We start from the raw sequence: 16,291 nt of genomic DNA on the forward strand, positions 1-16,291 counted from the left end.
ATTAGCAAATCGATGAGGGTAGCGTTGATGAAATGCGAGTTTGAATTCGTTTGTGGGAAGGCTTGGGCAAGTTTGGAAAATACAAATAATGACAAAGCGAAGTACTGCTCTGACTGCAATCAGCATGTTTATCTCGCTGAAAATGAGTTTGAACTAGAACAATTGGCAAAAAAGAAATTATGTGCGTATTTCAAGCCTGCCACACCGGTTAGTGAGTCGTGTAATAGTCTTGGTGGTCCTTTTGCTTTGCTCGGTCGGGTTGTTAGAAAGTAAAACTCTCGCCGATTCTTAACCTTGGAGTCTGAACTCGGGGAGTTATGTCTAAAGTGCTACCTTTTGAATACTATCTTTTAGATTTAAGCCAGACTGAAAGTGTAGACAGTGTATTTGACGAAGTAACTGGCGTTATAGAGGGTAGGATACGGTTGGAGGTTTAGCTGGATAGGTGAACATTGATTTCTCAATAATCTGATAGAGATGTCCGGTCTTTACCTTTCAGTTTGTGAGCGACTTATACGGACACTTTCTATATTTCACACATATCTAATGATGATAATTTTATATAAAACAGCCTGTTATTATGGTTGTAGAGTGGGCTGTTATCAATTATACAGAATCACTCTGCGATACTGATTCTGTATAACAACTGTTAGGTGAAAGGATGTGCAAATGAACAGAAATAGGTTCATAAACGATGTTATTAAGCCATGGGATGAGTTGAATCTACTTCTTGTAAATCAATTTGCTTTTCAACCCGATTTATCTGATGTAACTCGTTTAGCCGGGGGGATCGCAATAGCGTTACGTCACCAAGTCGATTTTTCAGAACTAAGTGATAAGCAAGCTAATGAAATGTCTTTTTCACAAAGCCTAATTGTGGACGCTGGCGATTATTACAAACATGGCAAATTGCGAAAAACGAGTAGAAATTGCCCTATGGCTGTTGTTTCTAACTTTGAATACAAAGAGAATAAGTTCGCCTTTCTTCGCAACGCTATTCTTCTTGAGCATAGTTCTTATGGTAGTCACGATTTTATGGAAGAGTCATTGAAAGCTATCCAGTTTTGGATTCAGCAACATGGTTACGAAATTACATGGGAAGGTGAAATAAAGTTAGCTCCAAAACGTTTCCAGCATGAAGCCATGCTGAAGTTTGACCCAAAGTACTGCTTCGAGATGTCTAGCACTAGAATTCAGTTCCTAAAGGAAAGCTCTTCCGGCACATTGGAGCCATATAGTCCAGAAGAAGTTAGGTTTGCAGTATACTAATTCACCTAACAAACTGTTTAATAGTGATTCGCAACGCGTGGCATTTTCACTATGCGTTGCGTTTGGTGTTTAAGGTGGTATGCGGAAGCATCGGTATTACATTGCTCACACCTTAACAGGGCGTTAGTGGTTTAGGAGTATGAAGTGGATAAAAATAAAGCGATAGATAAACTCAAGACTTTGAAACAGGTCGGAGAAAACTTAGTTAATACCAAGCGTGGAAGCCAAGACTTTAAAAAGTGGCGCCGAGATACAGAAGTCGCAATTGAACGGATCTTTGGTGAGGACACCAGGCATCTGAAAGATTTCCAAAAAATTCGATATTCGTTAGGTATGTTTTCGTCTTCAACTCCAGAATCTACCTTTGAAAGGGCATACCAATCAGGTATGAAGACATCAGTTACAACTATTCAGTCTTTCATTGACGAAATTGAGGAGTACTGGACTCTGGACGATACTTCTTCTGAAAAACCTGAAGAGCAAAACTCTCTCGTACTTATTCAGACATTAATCTCGCGCTTTCACCAAGTCGCAAGACAGTTAAGAAGCAGACATGCTGATAGACCTACTCTTGATATAGACGACGAATATGATGTTCAAGATTTATTTCATGCTCTGCTAAGAATTCACTTTGATGATGTTCGTCCTGAGGAATGTACACCAAGCTATGCAGGTGCTGCTTCACGTGTTGATTTTCTGCTAAAGAAAGAGCGAATAGTTATAGAGATCAAAAAAACGAGAAAGAGTCTTAAAGCTAAGGAATTAGGTGAACAACTGATCATTGATACGCAAAGGTATCAAGCTCATCCAGATTGTGATGTTTTAGTATGTTTTGTGTACGACCCAGAGGGACAAATAGCAAACCCTAAAGGCATCGAGAACGACTTATCTAGAACGTTCGATGGGTTACCTGTCGAGGTATATATAACTCCGCAGCAGTAAACCACTAACAATCTGTTTAAGAGTGATTCGTAACGCTTGGCATTTTTGCTATGCGTTGCGTTTAGTGTTTAAGGTGGTATGCGGAAGCATTGGCATTGCGTTGCTTACACCTTAATAGGGCGTTAACCGTCAAAGAGGAAATAGGTATCATCGACGTAATTATTAAAAAGCTAAAAAGCAAAATTTCAATAGCCGGCATTGGGCTTCTCGTTGCGATATTGACCTATTTTCAGGGCTTTTCTAGCTCGAAAGAAGCAATAATTGTTGATGGTTCAGGGACGCCAAAAGTTGACACTTATTTAGTTAAAGAGCAGTGTTATCTGCTGGCTACAATACCTTTGAGCTACAACAACTCTGGTGACTTAGCGACAACATTAACCAAGTTCAACTATGCTCAAGGTGATCAACCTTTCCTATATTTTGTAAAAGGACAGGAAGAGTTTACCAAGAAAGATATGGTCTACTATTCGTACCTTACTCCCTATGAGTTGTCTTGGCATTTGCCTAAATGGTTAGATGCTTTGTCGCTCAATGGCGTGGATTTTGAACCGAACTTTGATAGATATTTAAATAAGCTAATTCCAGTTGGCGAAACTTATCATACTAATGTTGCGCTGTTAGTACCTATATCAAGTAAACGTAGCCATGTTGCGGATTTTATTGCAGTTAGCTTCAATGCTATTTTTGAAAATGGGCAGGAGCTTCCATATTCAGGAAGCATCGATTTACCAATGTCCGTTGGATGTGACGGTTAACAAAGCATTTAAGAGTGATTCCCAACGCTTAGCACTTTTGGTGTGATCGTTAGGTTTCGTGTTTATGGTACATTGGTTTAGTCCGTGGTAGCGTTGCTCACACCTTAATGCGGCAATGCGGCGTTAGGTGTTTCTAGGAGATGGAAGATATGTTTAATCAATGGGAAGTGAGAGAGGCGTTCGCTGAGATAACAGTGGAATGTTGGGGTGACTTGGTCTATCTCCTCGAAGCTAGTTTTTTAGATTGGTCGGAATTTATATTTCGAGGACAAGCTGACTCTGATTGGACTTTAAGATCTAAGTTTGATCGGGACTATAAAAATATGCTATCTGAGATTAGTAACTATAATTCTTCAGAAGCCTCTAAAATCAAAGGCTTGATACAGCTTAAGCCTCGACATTATTTACTTAAAGAACATTTATCTAGGTTTAAGACTAACACTGTCGGCAGAAGAGGTACTAGTCCTACTAGCTTGAATGATATGGAATGGTGGTCTTTAGGTCAGCACTTTGGTTTGTCTACACCTTTGCTTGATTGGTCTAGATCGCCTTATGTATCGCTATATTTTTCACTCATATCTCAAACTTTACCTGAATCTGGGTATCACGCACTTTGGGTATTCTCTCCAGCAGCGTTTCATGATTTACATATTAATCAAGACCATAGAGTTGAATCAGAAGATGAAAGTATTAGATTCATCCATGATGCATTGTGCGAGGAAAACCAGAGGGTTATTAGTCAGGGAGGTGTTTTTACACTTACGCCTAACGGCGAAGATATTGACGAATTCATCCCTAAGGTTCTCAATTTAAATGGGCATGCACCTGTGTTGTATAAAATTAAAATACCAATGTCTAATAGAGATGACTTCTTGAGGCATTTGGAGTCAATGAACGTGCATAGTGGGACTCTTTTCCCTGATTTAATTGGTGCTGCAGATCTAGCAAATAGGCAACTGGAAAAGGAAAAAACGCTTTTGCTTCGCCGAAAAAGTGATAGCTTTGCCGATAGGTTATTCAGCCTTAATCTATACCATGAAACACCTAACAAAGCGTTTAAGAGTGATTCGTAACGCGTGGCATTTTTACCATGCGTTGGTATTTGTGGTTAAGGTGGCACGGAAGCTCAGATATTGCGTGCCTCACACCTTGACAAGGCGTTAGAAAAACAAAAACTGACTACTGTAATCGAGGATGTTAGTGTTAGATATAACTTATGTGGTTCAGGGGGAGATATACAATGTCTATAAGCTTAAATCTTGTAATTTATAAAACAAAAGAAGACAAGTTAATTGAAGATGATGTTAGGACAGTACAGTTTGAAGAGTTGTCTCCCGTCCTACTAAAACGTTTGACAGATTCCTTTCCACTTGAAGAGTTGCCGGTCTACTTTGATGAAAACCTAGAGGAACATTTTGAAATAGAGTGCTTTAACAACTCTCAAATTCAAGAAATTTTAGACATGCTTAAAAAGGATTTTTTGGAACTAATTAAGCATGAACATGATGCTTTAGTTGCAGGGAAAACTAGCAAAAATGAAGTTCAGTTGGTTGAAAATGATACCATCAATACTTTAGATGACCCGCTAAACGAGGCAGTGGCACGCTTTCATATCCTAACTGGTGTAATCAAACTTTTTGAAAAAAAACACCTAAGGTTGTCTGATGATTTTGGTGCAGTCATTAAGTTAGGGTGATTAGCTATGTGTGATGATAAGAAAAAAAACGCGATGAAAGTCGCAGATGCGGCTAGAAAGGCTGAACATCGTTGTTTAGCTGCATTATCGACTTATGCTGGCAATACTACTAGCTTGGAAATCACAAGGGCAACAACAACTAATACTCCTGACGGTGGTCATGATCTTGGTGTTACCGGTACTACGGAAGAAATTAAAAGTTTAGTTAGTGATCTAACAGGACATTCAGTCGATAGTTTGAACTTTCTAGATCAAAGCACTAAAAAAGGTAAATTAAAAGTGCGTATTGATGTCAAAAATGTAAAAACTGTAAGCGGAGACACCATCGACAAACATGCTTCTGATTCAAACCGTAGTCCAGATTGCCAAGTAAACTTAATTGTGATGACAAACCCGGAAGGAAAAGTGACTCCAGACGCCCAAAAAAAATTACAACGGCATAAGGAAAACTTCAAAGAGGTTAATACTCTTTGTGATATTGCTTTACCTAATGGTATTGCAAAGATCGAGGAACAGAACAAGGGTGCTGATGAAACCAATTAGTCATCCGTATCAGTTTTTCTGACAAGCAATTTAAGAGTGATTCAGCACGCTTGGCATTTGGGGTTTAGGTTTAGTCCAGCGTTTACGGTGGTCAAATGAAGTGCTGTGGTCGCGTGCTTCACACCTTGATTGGGCGTTAGGCAGATCTCAGCTAAGTATATAGGAATTGAGTATGGCAGCAGCTAGTAATTCTGTAGTTCATTTAACAATGAGATATCAAAAAACTGAGCTTTCCATCGGTTCTGGAGTTATCTACAAACAAGGTAGTGAATATTTCATTGTTACAGCTTGGCACAATCTGTCAGGACGACACTCTGAAACATTAAAGCCATTATCAAAAGAATTAGCGATACCTGATAATGTAGTAGTCAACCTTGCTATTAACACACCTGCTTTTGGTCTGGTGGTACGTCATTCCATTACAATACCCTTGGTTGATGATGAAAAATCACTGTTCTATATTCACCCAAAAAATTTCCCTCGTGTGGATGTGGCTGTTTTGCCATTTGATCCTCATGCCACTTTTTTGTCTGAAATATATCTTTCAACAGGTGAGCATAGAGATATTGAGTTCTCTCCTATAATGGACATACATGGTGGGGGAACTACTGAAATATGTCCAATACAGAACTATCTTGTGCCAAATTCTGATGTGACTGCTAAATGGTTTGATAGCGTTGATGTAACTGAGGAGCTATTTATTCCAGGATATCCACACAATGTGAAAGATTTTTATGTTCAGCCTGTATGGAAGCGTGCCACAATTGCTTCGTCTGTACAACATGGTTGGAATAAAGAACCAAAATTTCTCATTGATAGTGCATCTAAAAGTGGGATGTCAGGTGCTCCCGTACTGTATTACAACCCTAATGGTCGAGTTCAAATTCGTGGCACTACATATCAACTCAACCAAGAGGCAGTGATTCTCGCAGGTATATATGTGGGACGTATAGGGATTCAAGGGGAAAAAGATCCACAAATTGGAACTGTATGGAAGAAATCAGTTATAGACGAAATCATAGATGCAATGCACTTTGAAAAACTGCCACATGAAATAGAATTGACTCACGATGAGATGGTGGAAAACATGCAAAGTATATTGGCAACGAGCTCTTTTGAGGGGCTTCAAAATATTAAAAATCCAGATTTACCATCTAGGTATTATATTCGCAGAGCGTTGATGGAAAAAATATGCGGAAGGGCTAACTCGGAAAACGCTCTTGCTGCAGTGCTTGACGCTGCAGAAAATTATGATGGAGAACTAGCTCCTGATGAAGAATAAAATAAGTAACTGCCTAACAATGCGCTAAAGACGGAAAAACCAACGCTTGGCATTTTTGCTTCTACTTCAATTTTAGTGGTTACGGTACAATGCTTCAGGTGGGTGGTAGCGTTGCTCACCCCTTAATTGGGCGTTAGAAATTATCGGGTGACTATGGACGAATATCTAAAAATAGGGGCTACTATCATTGCTACTCTTGGTGGCAGTGGCGCAATTATTCTTGGGTTGGCAAATTACTTAGGAAAAATTTGGGCAGACCGATTAATGGCAAAAGAAAAAGCTGAACATGATCGAGAGCTAGAAAAACTGAGAATCGATTTACATCAGGAGAGCCAGCAACATTTAGCGAAACTCAATAGCGAAATAGAAGTTTATAAGCAAACCCAGCTTAGAGAGCATAATGATAAGTTATTGATCTATAGAGCTACGATTGACTTAGTCTCTATAATGTTGGCAAAAGTAGAAATGATCGTGCTTAGAAATAAGCAGCAATTAACAGCGCAAGAAGCAGAACAATTCGAAGCAGAACGTCTAAAGATTTATGGGTATCTAGCTATGATAGCTCCGCAAGAGGTGATGGATGCAAATGATGTGTTCATAGATCAGTTGTTAGCCGTCGTATTTGACGGTCAGTCTGTTAGTTGGGAAATTATTAGGTCTAAGGCTCTCAACTTGACTAATGCAATGCGCAAAGACATTGGTATCGACAAGTCTGAAGTGTCATACAACGGCGAAAGATAATTCTAACAAACGCTTTAAGACGGATTCGCAACGCTCGGCGGTTTTGGTTTGATTTTGCTTTTCCCGTTTACGGTGTAATAGTTGAATATTGTGGTAGCTTAATAGCGACAAATTGTGTTTTAGGTCGGCTGACCGCTTCACATATGTCTTAAGCATCATTGGCATCGTTTTTTCATTTTGTAGATAACGGATAACAAACTTGGAAGCCATAATACGGGATATGCCCAAGATTACTCAGTTCTCTAGCCCAATGATGAGCGCCAGAGCAAACTTCCATACCGACTAATCAGGGCGGTAAATTGGCGAATATCTCTAACGGTTTGTTTCTTTTAACCGTTTTGCGTAGTACACACGCGCCATAAGCACCAATGCCAATAGTTTTAATGTTGGACAATTATCAACGTGTCATGAGTAACTATGGCACGAAGAGTGTCACGTAGAGGGGGCGATATCATTCGTTAGGCTTAATATTTAGTTAATGTAGGGGGCTTTATGGAAAAAGGTATCATTGTTTATTGGTCAGAATCTCAAGAGGTTATTGAGTTTGATTATGAAAACTTGGAATCTATTGGGCTAGTCCGTACATCATCGGAGTTATGGGATTCTGGTGATGAATATAATTACTTTATCGAACCACAGATTAACAAGTTGGAAGATGGTGTGGTTGAAGTAACAATAAAGTATGAGTCTAGTATTAATACGAATATTGCTCCTGACGAAGTATGTTGGGGGACTAGTACTTTGCTCTTAAAACCCTAATGAATATTCAGGTGAAGCTCATTGGCTTGATGGTACCAAACATTCACATGATGGCGCTTGTCGCTGGGTTCGCTTAGATTCCCCTTTAAAGTCGTCACAGCGTAGAAGAGTTACTTCAACGAAGTTACAAAGAGAACAAGCCCAATTTAGAAAGTTATTAATGAAGCTTGATAAATGTTGTGTTCTTACTGGAGAAGAAAGCAACACAGTTCTTGAAGCAGCGCACATTATACCTGTAGCTGAAGGAGGATCTGATATTCCTTCAAACGGTATAGTTTTGAGGTGTGACTTACACAAACTATATGATTCGGCGGCATTTAAGTTTGATAGTAATGGAAATGTTCACGTTAATTCAGAGGCATGTAGCAGTTATTATGCGAAGCTTTTGGCTGACACTAAATTGCCTCGGTCAACCTTAAAAAGAGTACTGCAAGCTTTGGTCGTAAAAGAAGCCTAACAAACTCTTTAAGAGTGACTCGTGTTAAGTTTTGTGTATAAAGTCCAATCACTTGGGTCCGTTGGATAGATGTTGGTTAATCACAGACCTAAAGGTAATTTGGTCCCGAATAAATAAATACATGGAAACCACTTAGTGGGTAATTAGTACACCTAAGCCAAAACCTCGCACTGAAGAGTCTCTTCTTCCAAAAACTCCAACAAACTCTGTTTTTCGTCAGCCGATAACCCTCGAATCCGTTCTTTAATGTCATCAAGCTCAGATTTTGGTGCGGCATCAAGCATAAATTTTGTCGTGTTTTCGAGTTCTTGCCGTACTAAGTCTACAGATAGATGGGCATATACCTGAGATGTTATATTTATATTTGAATGCCCTAAAAGCTTGCTGGTGGCTTGCAGAGACCCTCCAGACGTGACCTGATAAGTCGCTAGTGTTCTCCTTAAATCATGAACTTGAAGGTTGTCTTCCGAGTCAGGGCTGTATAAGCCAGCTCGTTGTGTAATTCGTCTCCAGAACCCACCTACACCGCTTTTATCTGTTATATGACCTGAAGCACTCCGATTGCTAGGAAATACATATTCCTCCCCCTGTACGGCGTGTGAAGAACGTCTTTCAAGAATCTTCATCGCTTCATTGGAGAGAGGCACAACATGTGGCTTTTTACTTTTGATTTTAGATGTTGGAATTACCCATGTTTTGTTGTGATTATTAATTTCTGCCCATCTCATTGATAAAACCGTGGCTTTTCTCTGTCCTGTCAGCAAAAGCAATAGCACACAATCGCGATAGATTTCGTCTTCCTGGTCGAGTGATTCAAACAAACGTCGGAGTTCGTCAGGCGATAGAGTACGCTCTCGCCTGTGAACAGACTCATCGATTTTCTTGAGAGTTGCGATAGGGTTAGGCTCAATGTCCGCCCTGTTATACATTGATTTAAGTAACGTAAGAGCATGATTATGAACACTATAGCCTTTATCAGACAATAATCTATTCAGTAAGTTTTTCGCGTCGCTTTTTGTAAAGGTAGTAATGCTGATGTTTCCAACTAAGGGTTGCAAGTGCAGCCTGTATAGTGTTTCGTACCCTTTTAAGCTGCTTTCGCGCCTTTTCCCTGCTTTAATGTCGAGCTTAAAGAGCTCCACATACAGCTTATAAAGATCGTTAAAAGTAGATGCACTTTTTTTCGCGCGCTTTTCTTGGTTGGGATTTCTACCTTCAGATATTTGTTGGGCTATTTCCTTAGCTTTTTTTCTCGCGAATTCAACCGTAACTTCCGGAAACTTGCCAATTGTTACTTTGATATTCTTACCGTTAACTTTTTCTATGTAGCGGAATGTTTTATCACCAGATTTTACTATTTCCAGTCCTAACCCCCGAACGCTGTTTGACCCACCAGTATCACTATATCTAACTCGCCTATTTGGTGATTCGAGTTGCTCTAAAGCACGTTTTGTAAAGTTAAGTCCATATAGCATAGTAAGTTATCCATAATTCTGGTGGTGCCATAGTGGTGCCGGCGGTATTAAATTAGGCTAATTTTAGTAGTATTTCGTTAAGCTATCAACTTTGTATTTTATATAATAACTATATGTTTTTTAATAATAATTAAGCGTTATTAAAGAGTGTTAATGTTGGTGTATTTTTCGGTTTCATTCCTGTAGGGCGTGCCATTATTCTAGGCTCTAGCAACTAATCATTGCTGGAGCCTTTTTCATTTCTAGACTCTTTCATTTTTAATTTCATCATTCTTAGCTCAGTGTGATGCCTAAGAAAATCAATAGAATTCCCCATAGATGGAACATTTGAACAAATTCACCGAGGAACAATGCAGAAAGCATTGCGCCAAATACCGGAATTAAATGAACGGAAAGGCTAGCTTTCGCAGGTCCCAGCAATTTCACGCATTGCATATAAAGCAAAAAGGCACCGATGGACGGAAAAATGCCGATATAAAGCAAGCTCAAGATAGAGTGCGTGTTCCAGACCGGATACTGACCCGAGTGAACTTCCCAAAGGAAAAACGGCAGTAACGCTAGAATTGCAATAACCATCTGCACAGACATTAACCCTAGCTTATTAATCGTCGATGGTAATTGCTTAAGGCCTATGGTGTATATCGCCCAACAAATCATGGCTAAGAAAATAATAAAGTCGCCGTGATTGATATTGAGTGCGAGCAGGTTGTTCCAGTCGCCTGCGCTGACAATCGTGAGAATGCCACACAATGACATGGTGATACCTAGGCATAAGCGCCAAGTGATCGCGAGACCGAAGAAAACAGCGCCAAAAATACTGATTAAAATTGGTATAAACGCGTTTAGGATGGTGCCGTTAGTTGCAGGTGTCGATTGCAATCCAAGATAAATAAATGAGTTGAATGCTGCAAAGCCAGTAATAGATGAGACCAGCGTTAAACGCCATTGCTCGATATAGAGTTTCCATTCCTTAAGAATGTATTTATAAGAAAACGGCAACAACAAGATACTTGCTAGAACCCAGCGACTGAACGAAAGGGTCACTGGTGGAATTTCATCGCGAACAGATCGACCAACAATAAAGTTGCCAGCCCAGAATAGCGGCGGTAATAAGAAGAAAAACAGAATTACCGCGCGCGACTCGGATAGCTTTCGTACTCCCGTATTTAAACGACCTAACTCAAAAATAGCCATACACCGACACCCATCATTAACGTTCCTGAAATACGGTTCATCAGACGTACATTCTGAGTTTTACCTAACGCGCGTTTAAGTCCTTTTCCGCCTGTGGCGTAAAGAGTCATACACACAAATTCAGACACAAGAATAATAGATACAAGGAATAACAGTTGAGGTGTAAGGCTGATAGATTGATCGATAAACGGTGGCAATAAAGAAATCATAAAAGCCCAACCTTTAGGGTTGGCAATCGCGGTAACAAAGCCTTGAGCGGTTAACGCCCAGTTGCTGCCTTTAAATGAATCTTCATTATCAAGATTTAATGCCAGTTTGCCTTTTGATAGCCACATTTGCACACCGAGATAGAACAGGTAACAAGCACCAATCGATTTAAAAACAGTAAATAACCAAGGGTAAGTAAGCATGACGGCTGCAATACCTACAACGGCTGAAACCGCAACGACCGCAACGCCAACTAATTCTCCTACCATCATCCACAGTGTGCGTTTGTAACCGATGGTCATACCCAATGTAAGCGCAAGTGTCATACACATGCCAGGGGTAATGGAAACGAAGAAAAAGGTAGGAATAAACATTCCTAACAGCGCGGTATTCATAGAGATATCCATATCTTGAGAGTCGGAGAATTACAATAAGCGTAGAGTTAGCGACGATCAATATTTGTTTGATGTAGTTCGCAGAAAAATCGATTTTTGAGTGAAATGTAATCAAAAACGCACAGGGTGAACTGTGCGTTTAGTTTTTGAATAACTGGAACTCTTAACTAATTGAGAATATTGGTTAAGATTTTGCCTGAGTAAATCCGCCGTAGAGATCCATTCTTCGATGACGAAGGTTGGTAACTGAACCTTCCGTATTAAGCTGTTTCAGTTTATCCAAATCAACGTCAGCAAAGATGATCATCTCAGTGTTTGGACTTGCTTCAGTGATGGTTGCATCGTGAGGGAAGTACACATCTGATGGCGAGAACACCGCAGATTGTGCATATTGAATATCGACGTTGTCCACGCGAGGTAAGTTACCCACGCTTCCACCGATAGCAACGTAACATTCATTCTCAATCGCACGCGCTTGTGAGCAGAGGCGAACCCGTTGGTAGCCGTTTTTGGTATCAGTCCAAAATGGCACAAAGATAATTTGAACGTCCTTCTCAGCCATCATTCTGCCCAGCTCAGGGAACTCGCTGTCATAGCAAATTAGAATGCCAACTCGCCCCGCATCCGTTTCAAAGACCTGAATCTTGTCACCACCATCAATGACCCAGTCACGTTTCTCATGTGGAGTGATATGTATCTTATGCTGCTCATCAATGGTTCCATCTCGATGAAGTAAATAGGCAACGTTGTAGAGAACACCGTCTTCCATCACTGGCATACTTCCAGCGATGATGTTGATGTTGTAAGTGACCGCTAATTCTGAGAAACGAAGTTTGATTTCTTCGCTGAATGAAGCAAGAAAACGAATTGCCTCAACAGTGTTTTGGTCATTTTTCAATCCCATCAGAGGGGCGTTGAAAAATTCAGGGAAGAGAGCAAAATCCGCTTTGTAGTTGGAGAGTGAATCCACAAAGAATTCAGCTTGATCCATTAGGTCATCGACGCTAGTTACTGCGCGCATCTGCCATTGAACAATACCGATTCTTACCAGTGTTTTCTCAATATCGTGGATCGAGATAATGTCATCTTCATAGAAAAAATTATCCCATTCCAACAGCGTGGCATATCCGCGTGAGCTGTCATCTTCCGGCAGGTAATGACGCATGATTCGTTTGACGTCAAAATCGTTTGAGAGCTGGAAAGACAGGATAGGGTCATGTATTTCGCGGCGTTTGATTTTTTCAATGTATTCTGTCACAGGCATGCTGTTGGCGTATGCGCCGTATCCCGGAATTCGCCCGCCCGCCAGTATCGCTTTTAAGTTCGTACTGCGGCATAACTCTTTGCGAGCCGCATAAAGGCGTCTTCCTAAGCGCAAACCGCGGTAATCGGGATGCACAAACACGTCAAGTCCATATAGAGCATCACCGTTGGCCTTGTGCTGAATGACGTTGTTTTCATTTACGATGTCTGTGTAGACATGAGGGAGAGAGAAGCGGTTGTAATCGACTTTAATGGTAAGAGCGGCACCAATGATTTTGCCATCGTCCTCGATACAAATTTGTCCATCAGGAAACTGGTGAATCAAATCCATAATTGTCATGCGTGGCCATGCACCACCCACATCATGAAAAACTAAATCCATTAACTCTGCTAATTCTGGATAGTCGCTTTTTTCAATTACGCGCAGCGTTAGGCGCGGCGTTGGATTTCTCATTCATCCTTGTCCTTCTATTGCTGTCCTTTTTTCATACTGGACAATTTGCAGGTTCAATTCAAGGGTTGAATGGTTTGCGCGCCATTATCATGTTTATGACTAATGTGTTCTTTATGCTGATTTTTTGAATTGCAGAAGGTGTGTAACTTACGTTGTAACAAAAATTTAATTTGTCTAGATATTGCTCAATCTCCAAGTTTTCATCATATTGTCATTACATTGTCATATTTATCGAGGAGAGCATTATGCATGTAGAAATGATTCAACCAAGTTTGTTGGGTGTTATTGGTCGCACGCTAGTGTTTTCCCTAGTAGCGTTAGTCAGCGTAGTGGTTTTGATTTAGTCGCTTAAAACAAACATTACTTAAAGTAAGTAGGACTAAAAGCAAGTATGGCTAAGGCCCCACACCGTTGGGGCTTTTTTATATCTCTCACTTATAACCTAGTATTTAACTCAAGTATTTGCTAACGTTCGAACAAATAAATTTGCTCAATCGATCCTTGTGAGAAATGTTATGTCATTTTGGGATACCGTCACGTTGACGACTCGTTTTAGCGAGTTGCCTAAATCCTTCTACACACCTATTGCTCCTCAGCCTTTGCTTAACACGCGATGGGTCGCTTGGAATAGTGACTTAGCTAAACAGTACGGGTTTCCCAATGAGCCAACAGATGAACTGTTACAGGCGTTTTCAGGCACGAATGTTCCAGATCAATTTGCTCCTCTCGCAATGAAATATGCTGGCCATCAATTTGGGGTATACAACCCAGATTTGGGTGATGGTAGAGGATTGTTGTTGGCAGAAGTTGCTACTAAAAGTGGTGAAGTTGCAGATATCCATCTCAAAGGTGCCGGTTTAACACCTTATTCTCGAATGGGTGATGGGCGAGCTGTGTTGCGTTCTTCTGTTAGAGAGTACTTATGTAGCGAAGCGATGGCTGGTCTAGGCATAGCAACTACCCGAGCGCTAGGACTGATGAGTAGTGACACGCCCGTTTATCGCGAAAAACAAGAGTTGGGTGCGTTATTGATTCGTATGGCAGATACCCATGTGCGCTTTGGTCACTTCGAACACTTCTTTTATACCAATCAGTTAGCGGAACAAAAGCTTTTGGCTGACAAAGTGATTGAGTGGTATTTCCCTGAGTGCGCAGAGCAAGAAAAACCTTATCTGATGATGTTTAATCAGATCGTCGATAGAACCGCTTTAATGATCGCTCAGTGGCAAGGGGTAGGTTTTGCTCACGGAGTTATGAACACCGATAACATGTCCATTCTCGGGCAGACATTTGACTATGGACCTTTCGGCTTCTTAGATGATTACCAGCCTAATTTTATTTGTAACCATTCAGACTATCAGGGGCGTTACGCTTTTGATCAACAACCTCGCATCGCTTTATGGAACTTGTCCGCTCTAGCGCACTCACTTTCAGCACTAATAGAAAGAGATGATTTGGAACAAGCGTTGAATCAATATGAAGTGCAACTGAATGGCTACTTCAGCGATTTAATGCGTAAAAAGCTCGGACTGCTTACTCGTTTGCCAGAAGATGGAACTATTTTTGACACCATGTTTGAACTTTTAGCGACAAACAAGGTGGATTACACCCGATTCTTCCGTCAAATCTCTATGCTGGATACACAAGATGCTCAAGCGGTGGTCGACCTGTTTATCGACAGAGAGCAAGCTGCTCAATGGTTAGATGTCTATTTATCCCGTTGTAACAGTGAGTTAGACGATCAAGGCAAGGCTGTTAGCGCTGCTCAACGTTGTGAAAAAATGCGTCAGGTAAACCCTAAATACATTTTGAGAAACTATCTGGCACAAATTGCGATTGATAAGGCGGAAGAAGGGGATTTTTCAGAGTTGCATCGTTTATCTGAATTGCTGAAATATCCTTATGATGAGCAGCCGCACAACGAGCAGTATGCGAAATTGCCACCAGAGTGGGGCAAAAAGTTAGAGATAAGTTGCTCTTCGTGAGAACGTTTACAGTAATTTGAATGAATTATGTGATCTCTATCCATGATGAATTCAAGTTTTAGTGAAATAAGCGTAATCAAGAATGAGTTACGGTTATAAAATCGATTCACGATTTGTTACACACGGAATACGGAACAAGCATGCTGGAAGACACTCGCATCCTCGTCGTTGATGATGATAAAGAAATATGTGAGCTACTAGATGAGTATCTCACTAAGTCGGGTTTTAACGTTGCTGCAGTGGGGGATGGGGTTGAGCTACAGTCTCACTTAGACGCCAACGGTTATCCCGACCTTATCTTGCTCGATGTGATGCTTCCGGGTGACGATGGCTTTGATATATGCCAGAACATTCGCCGTGATTCTAATGTCCCTATCATCATGCTGACTGCGGTCTCTGATGAAACCGATCAAATCATTGGTTTGGAAATCGGCGCTGACGATTACATCGCGAAGCCTTTCAGTCCAAGACAGCTTGTGGCTCGCATAAAAGCGGTGTTACGCAGATTCAATGCCAATGAAGAAAAAGGTGAAGAGGTTCTGCCTAAACACGTGGTGTTTGGAGAGTGGCGCTTAGATACAACTTCTCACCGTATCGTCCATGCGCAAAGTCACGAAGAGCATGATCTGTCAGGTAGTGATTTCGCTCTTCTGATGCTGTTTTTAACCAATCCTAATGAAGTAATTGATAGAGACACTATCTCTATGGCGACCCGAGGACGTGAAGCTCTGCCATACGAGCGCGGTATTGATGTGCAATTGAGCCGATTAAGACAGCGTTTGGGTAGTAGTGAGCAGTTCCCTCACTACATCAAAACCATGCGAGGCAACGGTTACAAGTTAGCTATTCCTGTTGAGTATGAGCATTAATCGCT

The 16,291-nt window shown here is 40.8% G+C and carries 17 protein-coding genes and 1 pseudogene; 13 read left to right on the forward strand and 5 right to left on the reverse strand.

Annotation, left to right across the window (positions count from 1 at the left end; translation table 11 throughout):
* The first annotated feature begins 27 nt into the window (after positions 1–27).
* From ACOSVQ_RS01510 to ACOSVQ_RS01550, 9 genes are all read left to right on the forward strand, one after another.
* Positions 28–273 carry a hypothetical protein gene (locus ACOSVQ_RS01510; RefSeq protein WP_491980836.1) on the forward strand — a complete coding sequence of 82 codons (246 nt, stop codon included), beginning with the start codon at positions 28–30 and terminating at the stop codon, positions 271–273.
* Positions 274–669: 396 nt separating this feature from the next.
* Complete coding sequence (locus tag ACOSVQ_RS01515; protein ID WP_491980837.1) at positions 670–1,269, forward strand: hypothetical protein; 600 nt, start codon at positions 670–672, stop codon at positions 1,267–1,269.
* 144 nt (positions 1,270–1,413) lie between these two features.
* Positions 1,414–2,211, forward strand: coding sequence for a PD-(D/E)XK nuclease domain-containing protein (locus ACOSVQ_RS01520; RefSeq protein WP_202854166.1), 798 nt, complete (start codon positions 1,414–1,416; stop codon positions 2,209–2,211).
* Positions 2,212–2,300: 89 nt separating this feature from the next.
* On the forward strand, positions 2,301–2,966 hold the full coding sequence (locus ACOSVQ_RS01525; protein WP_491980838.1) for a hypothetical protein: 666 nt from the start codon (positions 2,301–2,303) through the stop codon (positions 2,964–2,966).
* A 140-nt stretch (positions 2,967–3,106) separates the two neighbouring features.
* A complete protein-coding gene (locus ACOSVQ_RS01530; RefSeq protein ID WP_491980839.1) occupies positions 3,107–4,039 on the forward strand; it encodes an FRG domain-containing protein in 933 nt (310 codons plus the stop codon).
* Between the two features lie 167 nt (positions 4,040–4,206).
* Complete coding sequence (locus tag ACOSVQ_RS01535) at positions 4,207–4,662, forward strand: hypothetical protein (protein ID WP_491980840.1); 456 nt, start codon at positions 4,207–4,209, stop codon at positions 4,660–4,662.
* A 6-nt stretch (positions 4,663–4,668) separates the two neighbouring features.
* Entirely contained in the window at positions 4,669–5,205 is a 537-nt protein-coding gene (locus tag ACOSVQ_RS01540) for a hypothetical protein (RefSeq protein WP_491980841.1), read from the forward strand.
* 172 nt (positions 5,206–5,377) lie between these two features.
* Entirely contained in the window at positions 5,378–6,487 is a 1,110-nt protein-coding gene (locus ACOSVQ_RS01545) for a hypothetical protein (RefSeq protein ID WP_491980842.1), read from the forward strand.
* A 153-nt stretch (positions 6,488–6,640) separates the two neighbouring features.
* Positions 6,641–7,228 carry a hypothetical protein gene (locus ACOSVQ_RS01550; RefSeq protein ID WP_491980843.1) on the forward strand — a complete coding sequence of 196 codons (588 nt, stop codon included), beginning with the start codon at positions 6,641–6,643 and terminating at the stop codon, positions 7,226–7,228.
* Between the two features lie 220 nt (positions 7,229–7,448).
* On the opposite strand, the pseudogene ACOSVQ_RS01555 reads toward ACOSVQ_RS01550, so the two are convergent.
* Positions 7,449–7,613: pseudogene (locus ACOSVQ_RS01555) on the reverse strand (IS110 family transposase); the annotation flags it as partial.
* A 107-nt stretch (positions 7,614–7,720) separates the two neighbouring features.
* Between ACOSVQ_RS01555 and ACOSVQ_RS01560 the strand changes: the two are divergent.
* Together ACOSVQ_RS01560 and ACOSVQ_RS01565 are read left to right on the forward strand one after the other, a co-directional pair.
* Positions 7,721–7,987, forward strand: coding sequence for a hypothetical protein (locus tag ACOSVQ_RS01560; RefSeq protein ID WP_491980844.1), 267 nt, complete (start codon positions 7,721–7,723; stop codon positions 7,985–7,987).
* Positions 7,988–8,147: 160 nt separating this feature from the next.
* Positions 8,148–8,444, forward strand: coding sequence for an HNH endonuclease (locus ACOSVQ_RS01565; RefSeq protein WP_491980845.1), 297 nt, complete (start codon positions 8,148–8,150; stop codon positions 8,442–8,444).
* Between the two features lie 152 nt (positions 8,445–8,596).
* On the opposite strand, the gene ACOSVQ_RS01570 is transcribed toward ACOSVQ_RS01565, so the two are convergent.
* The 4 genes from ACOSVQ_RS01570 to ACOSVQ_RS01585 form a co-directional block, all read right to left on the reverse strand.
* Complete coding sequence (locus ACOSVQ_RS01570) at positions 8,597–9,919, reverse strand: tyrosine-type recombinase/integrase (RefSeq protein WP_491980846.1); 1,323 nt, start codon at positions 9,917–9,919, stop codon at positions 8,597–8,599.
* A gap of 273 nt (positions 9,920–10,192) precedes the next feature.
* Entirely contained in the window at positions 10,193–11,113 is a 921-nt protein-coding gene (locus tag ACOSVQ_RS01575; RefSeq protein WP_491980847.1) for a DMT family transporter, read from the reverse strand.
* The gene (locus ACOSVQ_RS01580; protein ID WP_491980848.1) at positions 11,095–11,715 is read right to left on the reverse strand and encodes a LysE family translocator; all 621 of its coding nucleotides are present in this window, start codon (positions 11,713–11,715) and stop codon (positions 11,095–11,097) included. The genes ACOSVQ_RS01575 and ACOSVQ_RS01580 overlap by 19 nt, the downstream gene beginning before the upstream one ends.
* A gap of 184 nt (positions 11,716–11,899) precedes the next feature.
* Positions 11,900–13,432: a GNAT family N-acetyltransferase gene (locus ACOSVQ_RS01585; RefSeq protein ID WP_491980849.1), complete on the reverse strand. Its 1,533-nt coding sequence runs from the start codon at positions 13,430–13,432 to the stop codon at positions 11,900–11,902.
* 515 nt (positions 13,433–13,947) lie between these two features.
* On the opposite strand from ACOSVQ_RS01585, the gene ACOSVQ_RS01590 reads away from it, so the two are divergent.
* Positions 13,948–15,417, forward strand: a complete 1,470-nt coding sequence (locus tag ACOSVQ_RS01590) for a protein adenylyltransferase SelO (protein ID WP_491980850.1) — start codon at positions 13,948–13,950, stop codon at positions 15,415–15,417.
* Positions 15,418–15,557: 140 nt separating this feature from the next.
* Positions 15,558–16,286, forward strand: coding sequence for a response regulator (locus ACOSVQ_RS01595; RefSeq protein ID WP_491980851.1), 729 nt, complete (start codon positions 15,558–15,560; stop codon positions 16,284–16,286).
* Positions 16,287–16,291: the final 5 nt, after the last annotated feature.

Source organism: Vibrio sp. HM8-C (assembly GCF_058630515.1).

What these genes read in the sequence shown, in the direction of transcription:
- ACOSVQ_RS01565 (WP_491980845.1), top strand. Translation starts at nt 8,148, where the DNA reads ATGAAGCTTGATAAATGTTGTGTTCTTACTGGAGAAGAAAGCAACACA.
- ACOSVQ_RS01575 (WP_491980847.1), bottom strand. Translation starts at nt 11,113, where the DNA reads ATGGCTATTTTTGAGTTAGGTCGTTTAAATACGGGAGTACGAAAGCTA.
- ACOSVQ_RS01560 (WP_491980844.1), top strand. Translation starts at nt 7,721, where the DNA reads ATGGAAAAAGGTATCATTGTTTATTGGTCAGAATCTCAAGAGGTTATT.
- ACOSVQ_RS01535 (WP_491980840.1), top strand. Translation starts at nt 4,207, where the DNA reads ATGTCTATAAGCTTAAATCTTGTAATTTATAAAACAAAAGAAGACAAG.
- ACOSVQ_RS01590 (WP_491980850.1), top strand. Translation starts at nt 13,948, where the DNA reads ATGTCATTTTGGGATACCGTCACGTTGACGACTCGTTTTAGCGAGTTG.
- ACOSVQ_RS01550 (WP_491980843.1), top strand. Translation starts at nt 6,641, where the DNA reads ATGGACGAATATCTAAAAATAGGGGCTACTATCATTGCTACTCTTGGT.
- ACOSVQ_RS01510 (WP_491980836.1), top strand. Translation starts at nt 28, where the DNA reads ATGAAATGCGAGTTTGAATTCGTTTGTGGGAAGGCTTGGGCAAGTTTG.
- ACOSVQ_RS01570 (WP_491980846.1), bottom strand. Translation starts at nt 9,919, where the DNA reads ATGCTATATGGACTTAACTTTACAAAACGTGCTTTAGAGCAACTCGAA.
- ACOSVQ_RS01585 (WP_491980849.1), bottom strand. Translation starts at nt 13,432, where the DNA reads ATGAGAAATCCAACGCCGCGCCTAACGCTGCGCGTAATTGAAAAAAGC.
- ACOSVQ_RS01545 (WP_491980842.1), top strand. Translation starts at nt 5,378, where the DNA reads ATGGCAGCAGCTAGTAATTCTGTAGTTCATTTAACAATGAGATATCAA.
- ACOSVQ_RS01580 (WP_491980848.1), bottom strand. Translation starts at nt 11,715, where the DNA reads ATGAATACCGCGCTGTTAGGAATGTTTATTCCTACCTTTTTCTTCGTT.
- ACOSVQ_RS01530 (WP_491980839.1), top strand. Translation starts at nt 3,107, where the DNA reads ATGGAAGATATGTTTAATCAATGGGAAGTGAGAGAGGCGTTCGCTGAG.
- ACOSVQ_RS01540 (WP_491980841.1), top strand. Translation starts at nt 4,669, where the DNA reads ATGTGTGATGATAAGAAAAAAAACGCGATGAAAGTCGCAGATGCGGCT.
- ACOSVQ_RS01515 (WP_491980837.1), top strand. Translation starts at nt 670, where the DNA reads ATGAACAGAAATAGGTTCATAAACGATGTTATTAAGCCATGGGATGAG.
- ACOSVQ_RS01595 (WP_491980851.1), top strand. Translation starts at nt 15,558, where the DNA reads ATGCTGGAAGACACTCGCATCCTCGTCGTTGATGATGATAAAGAAATA.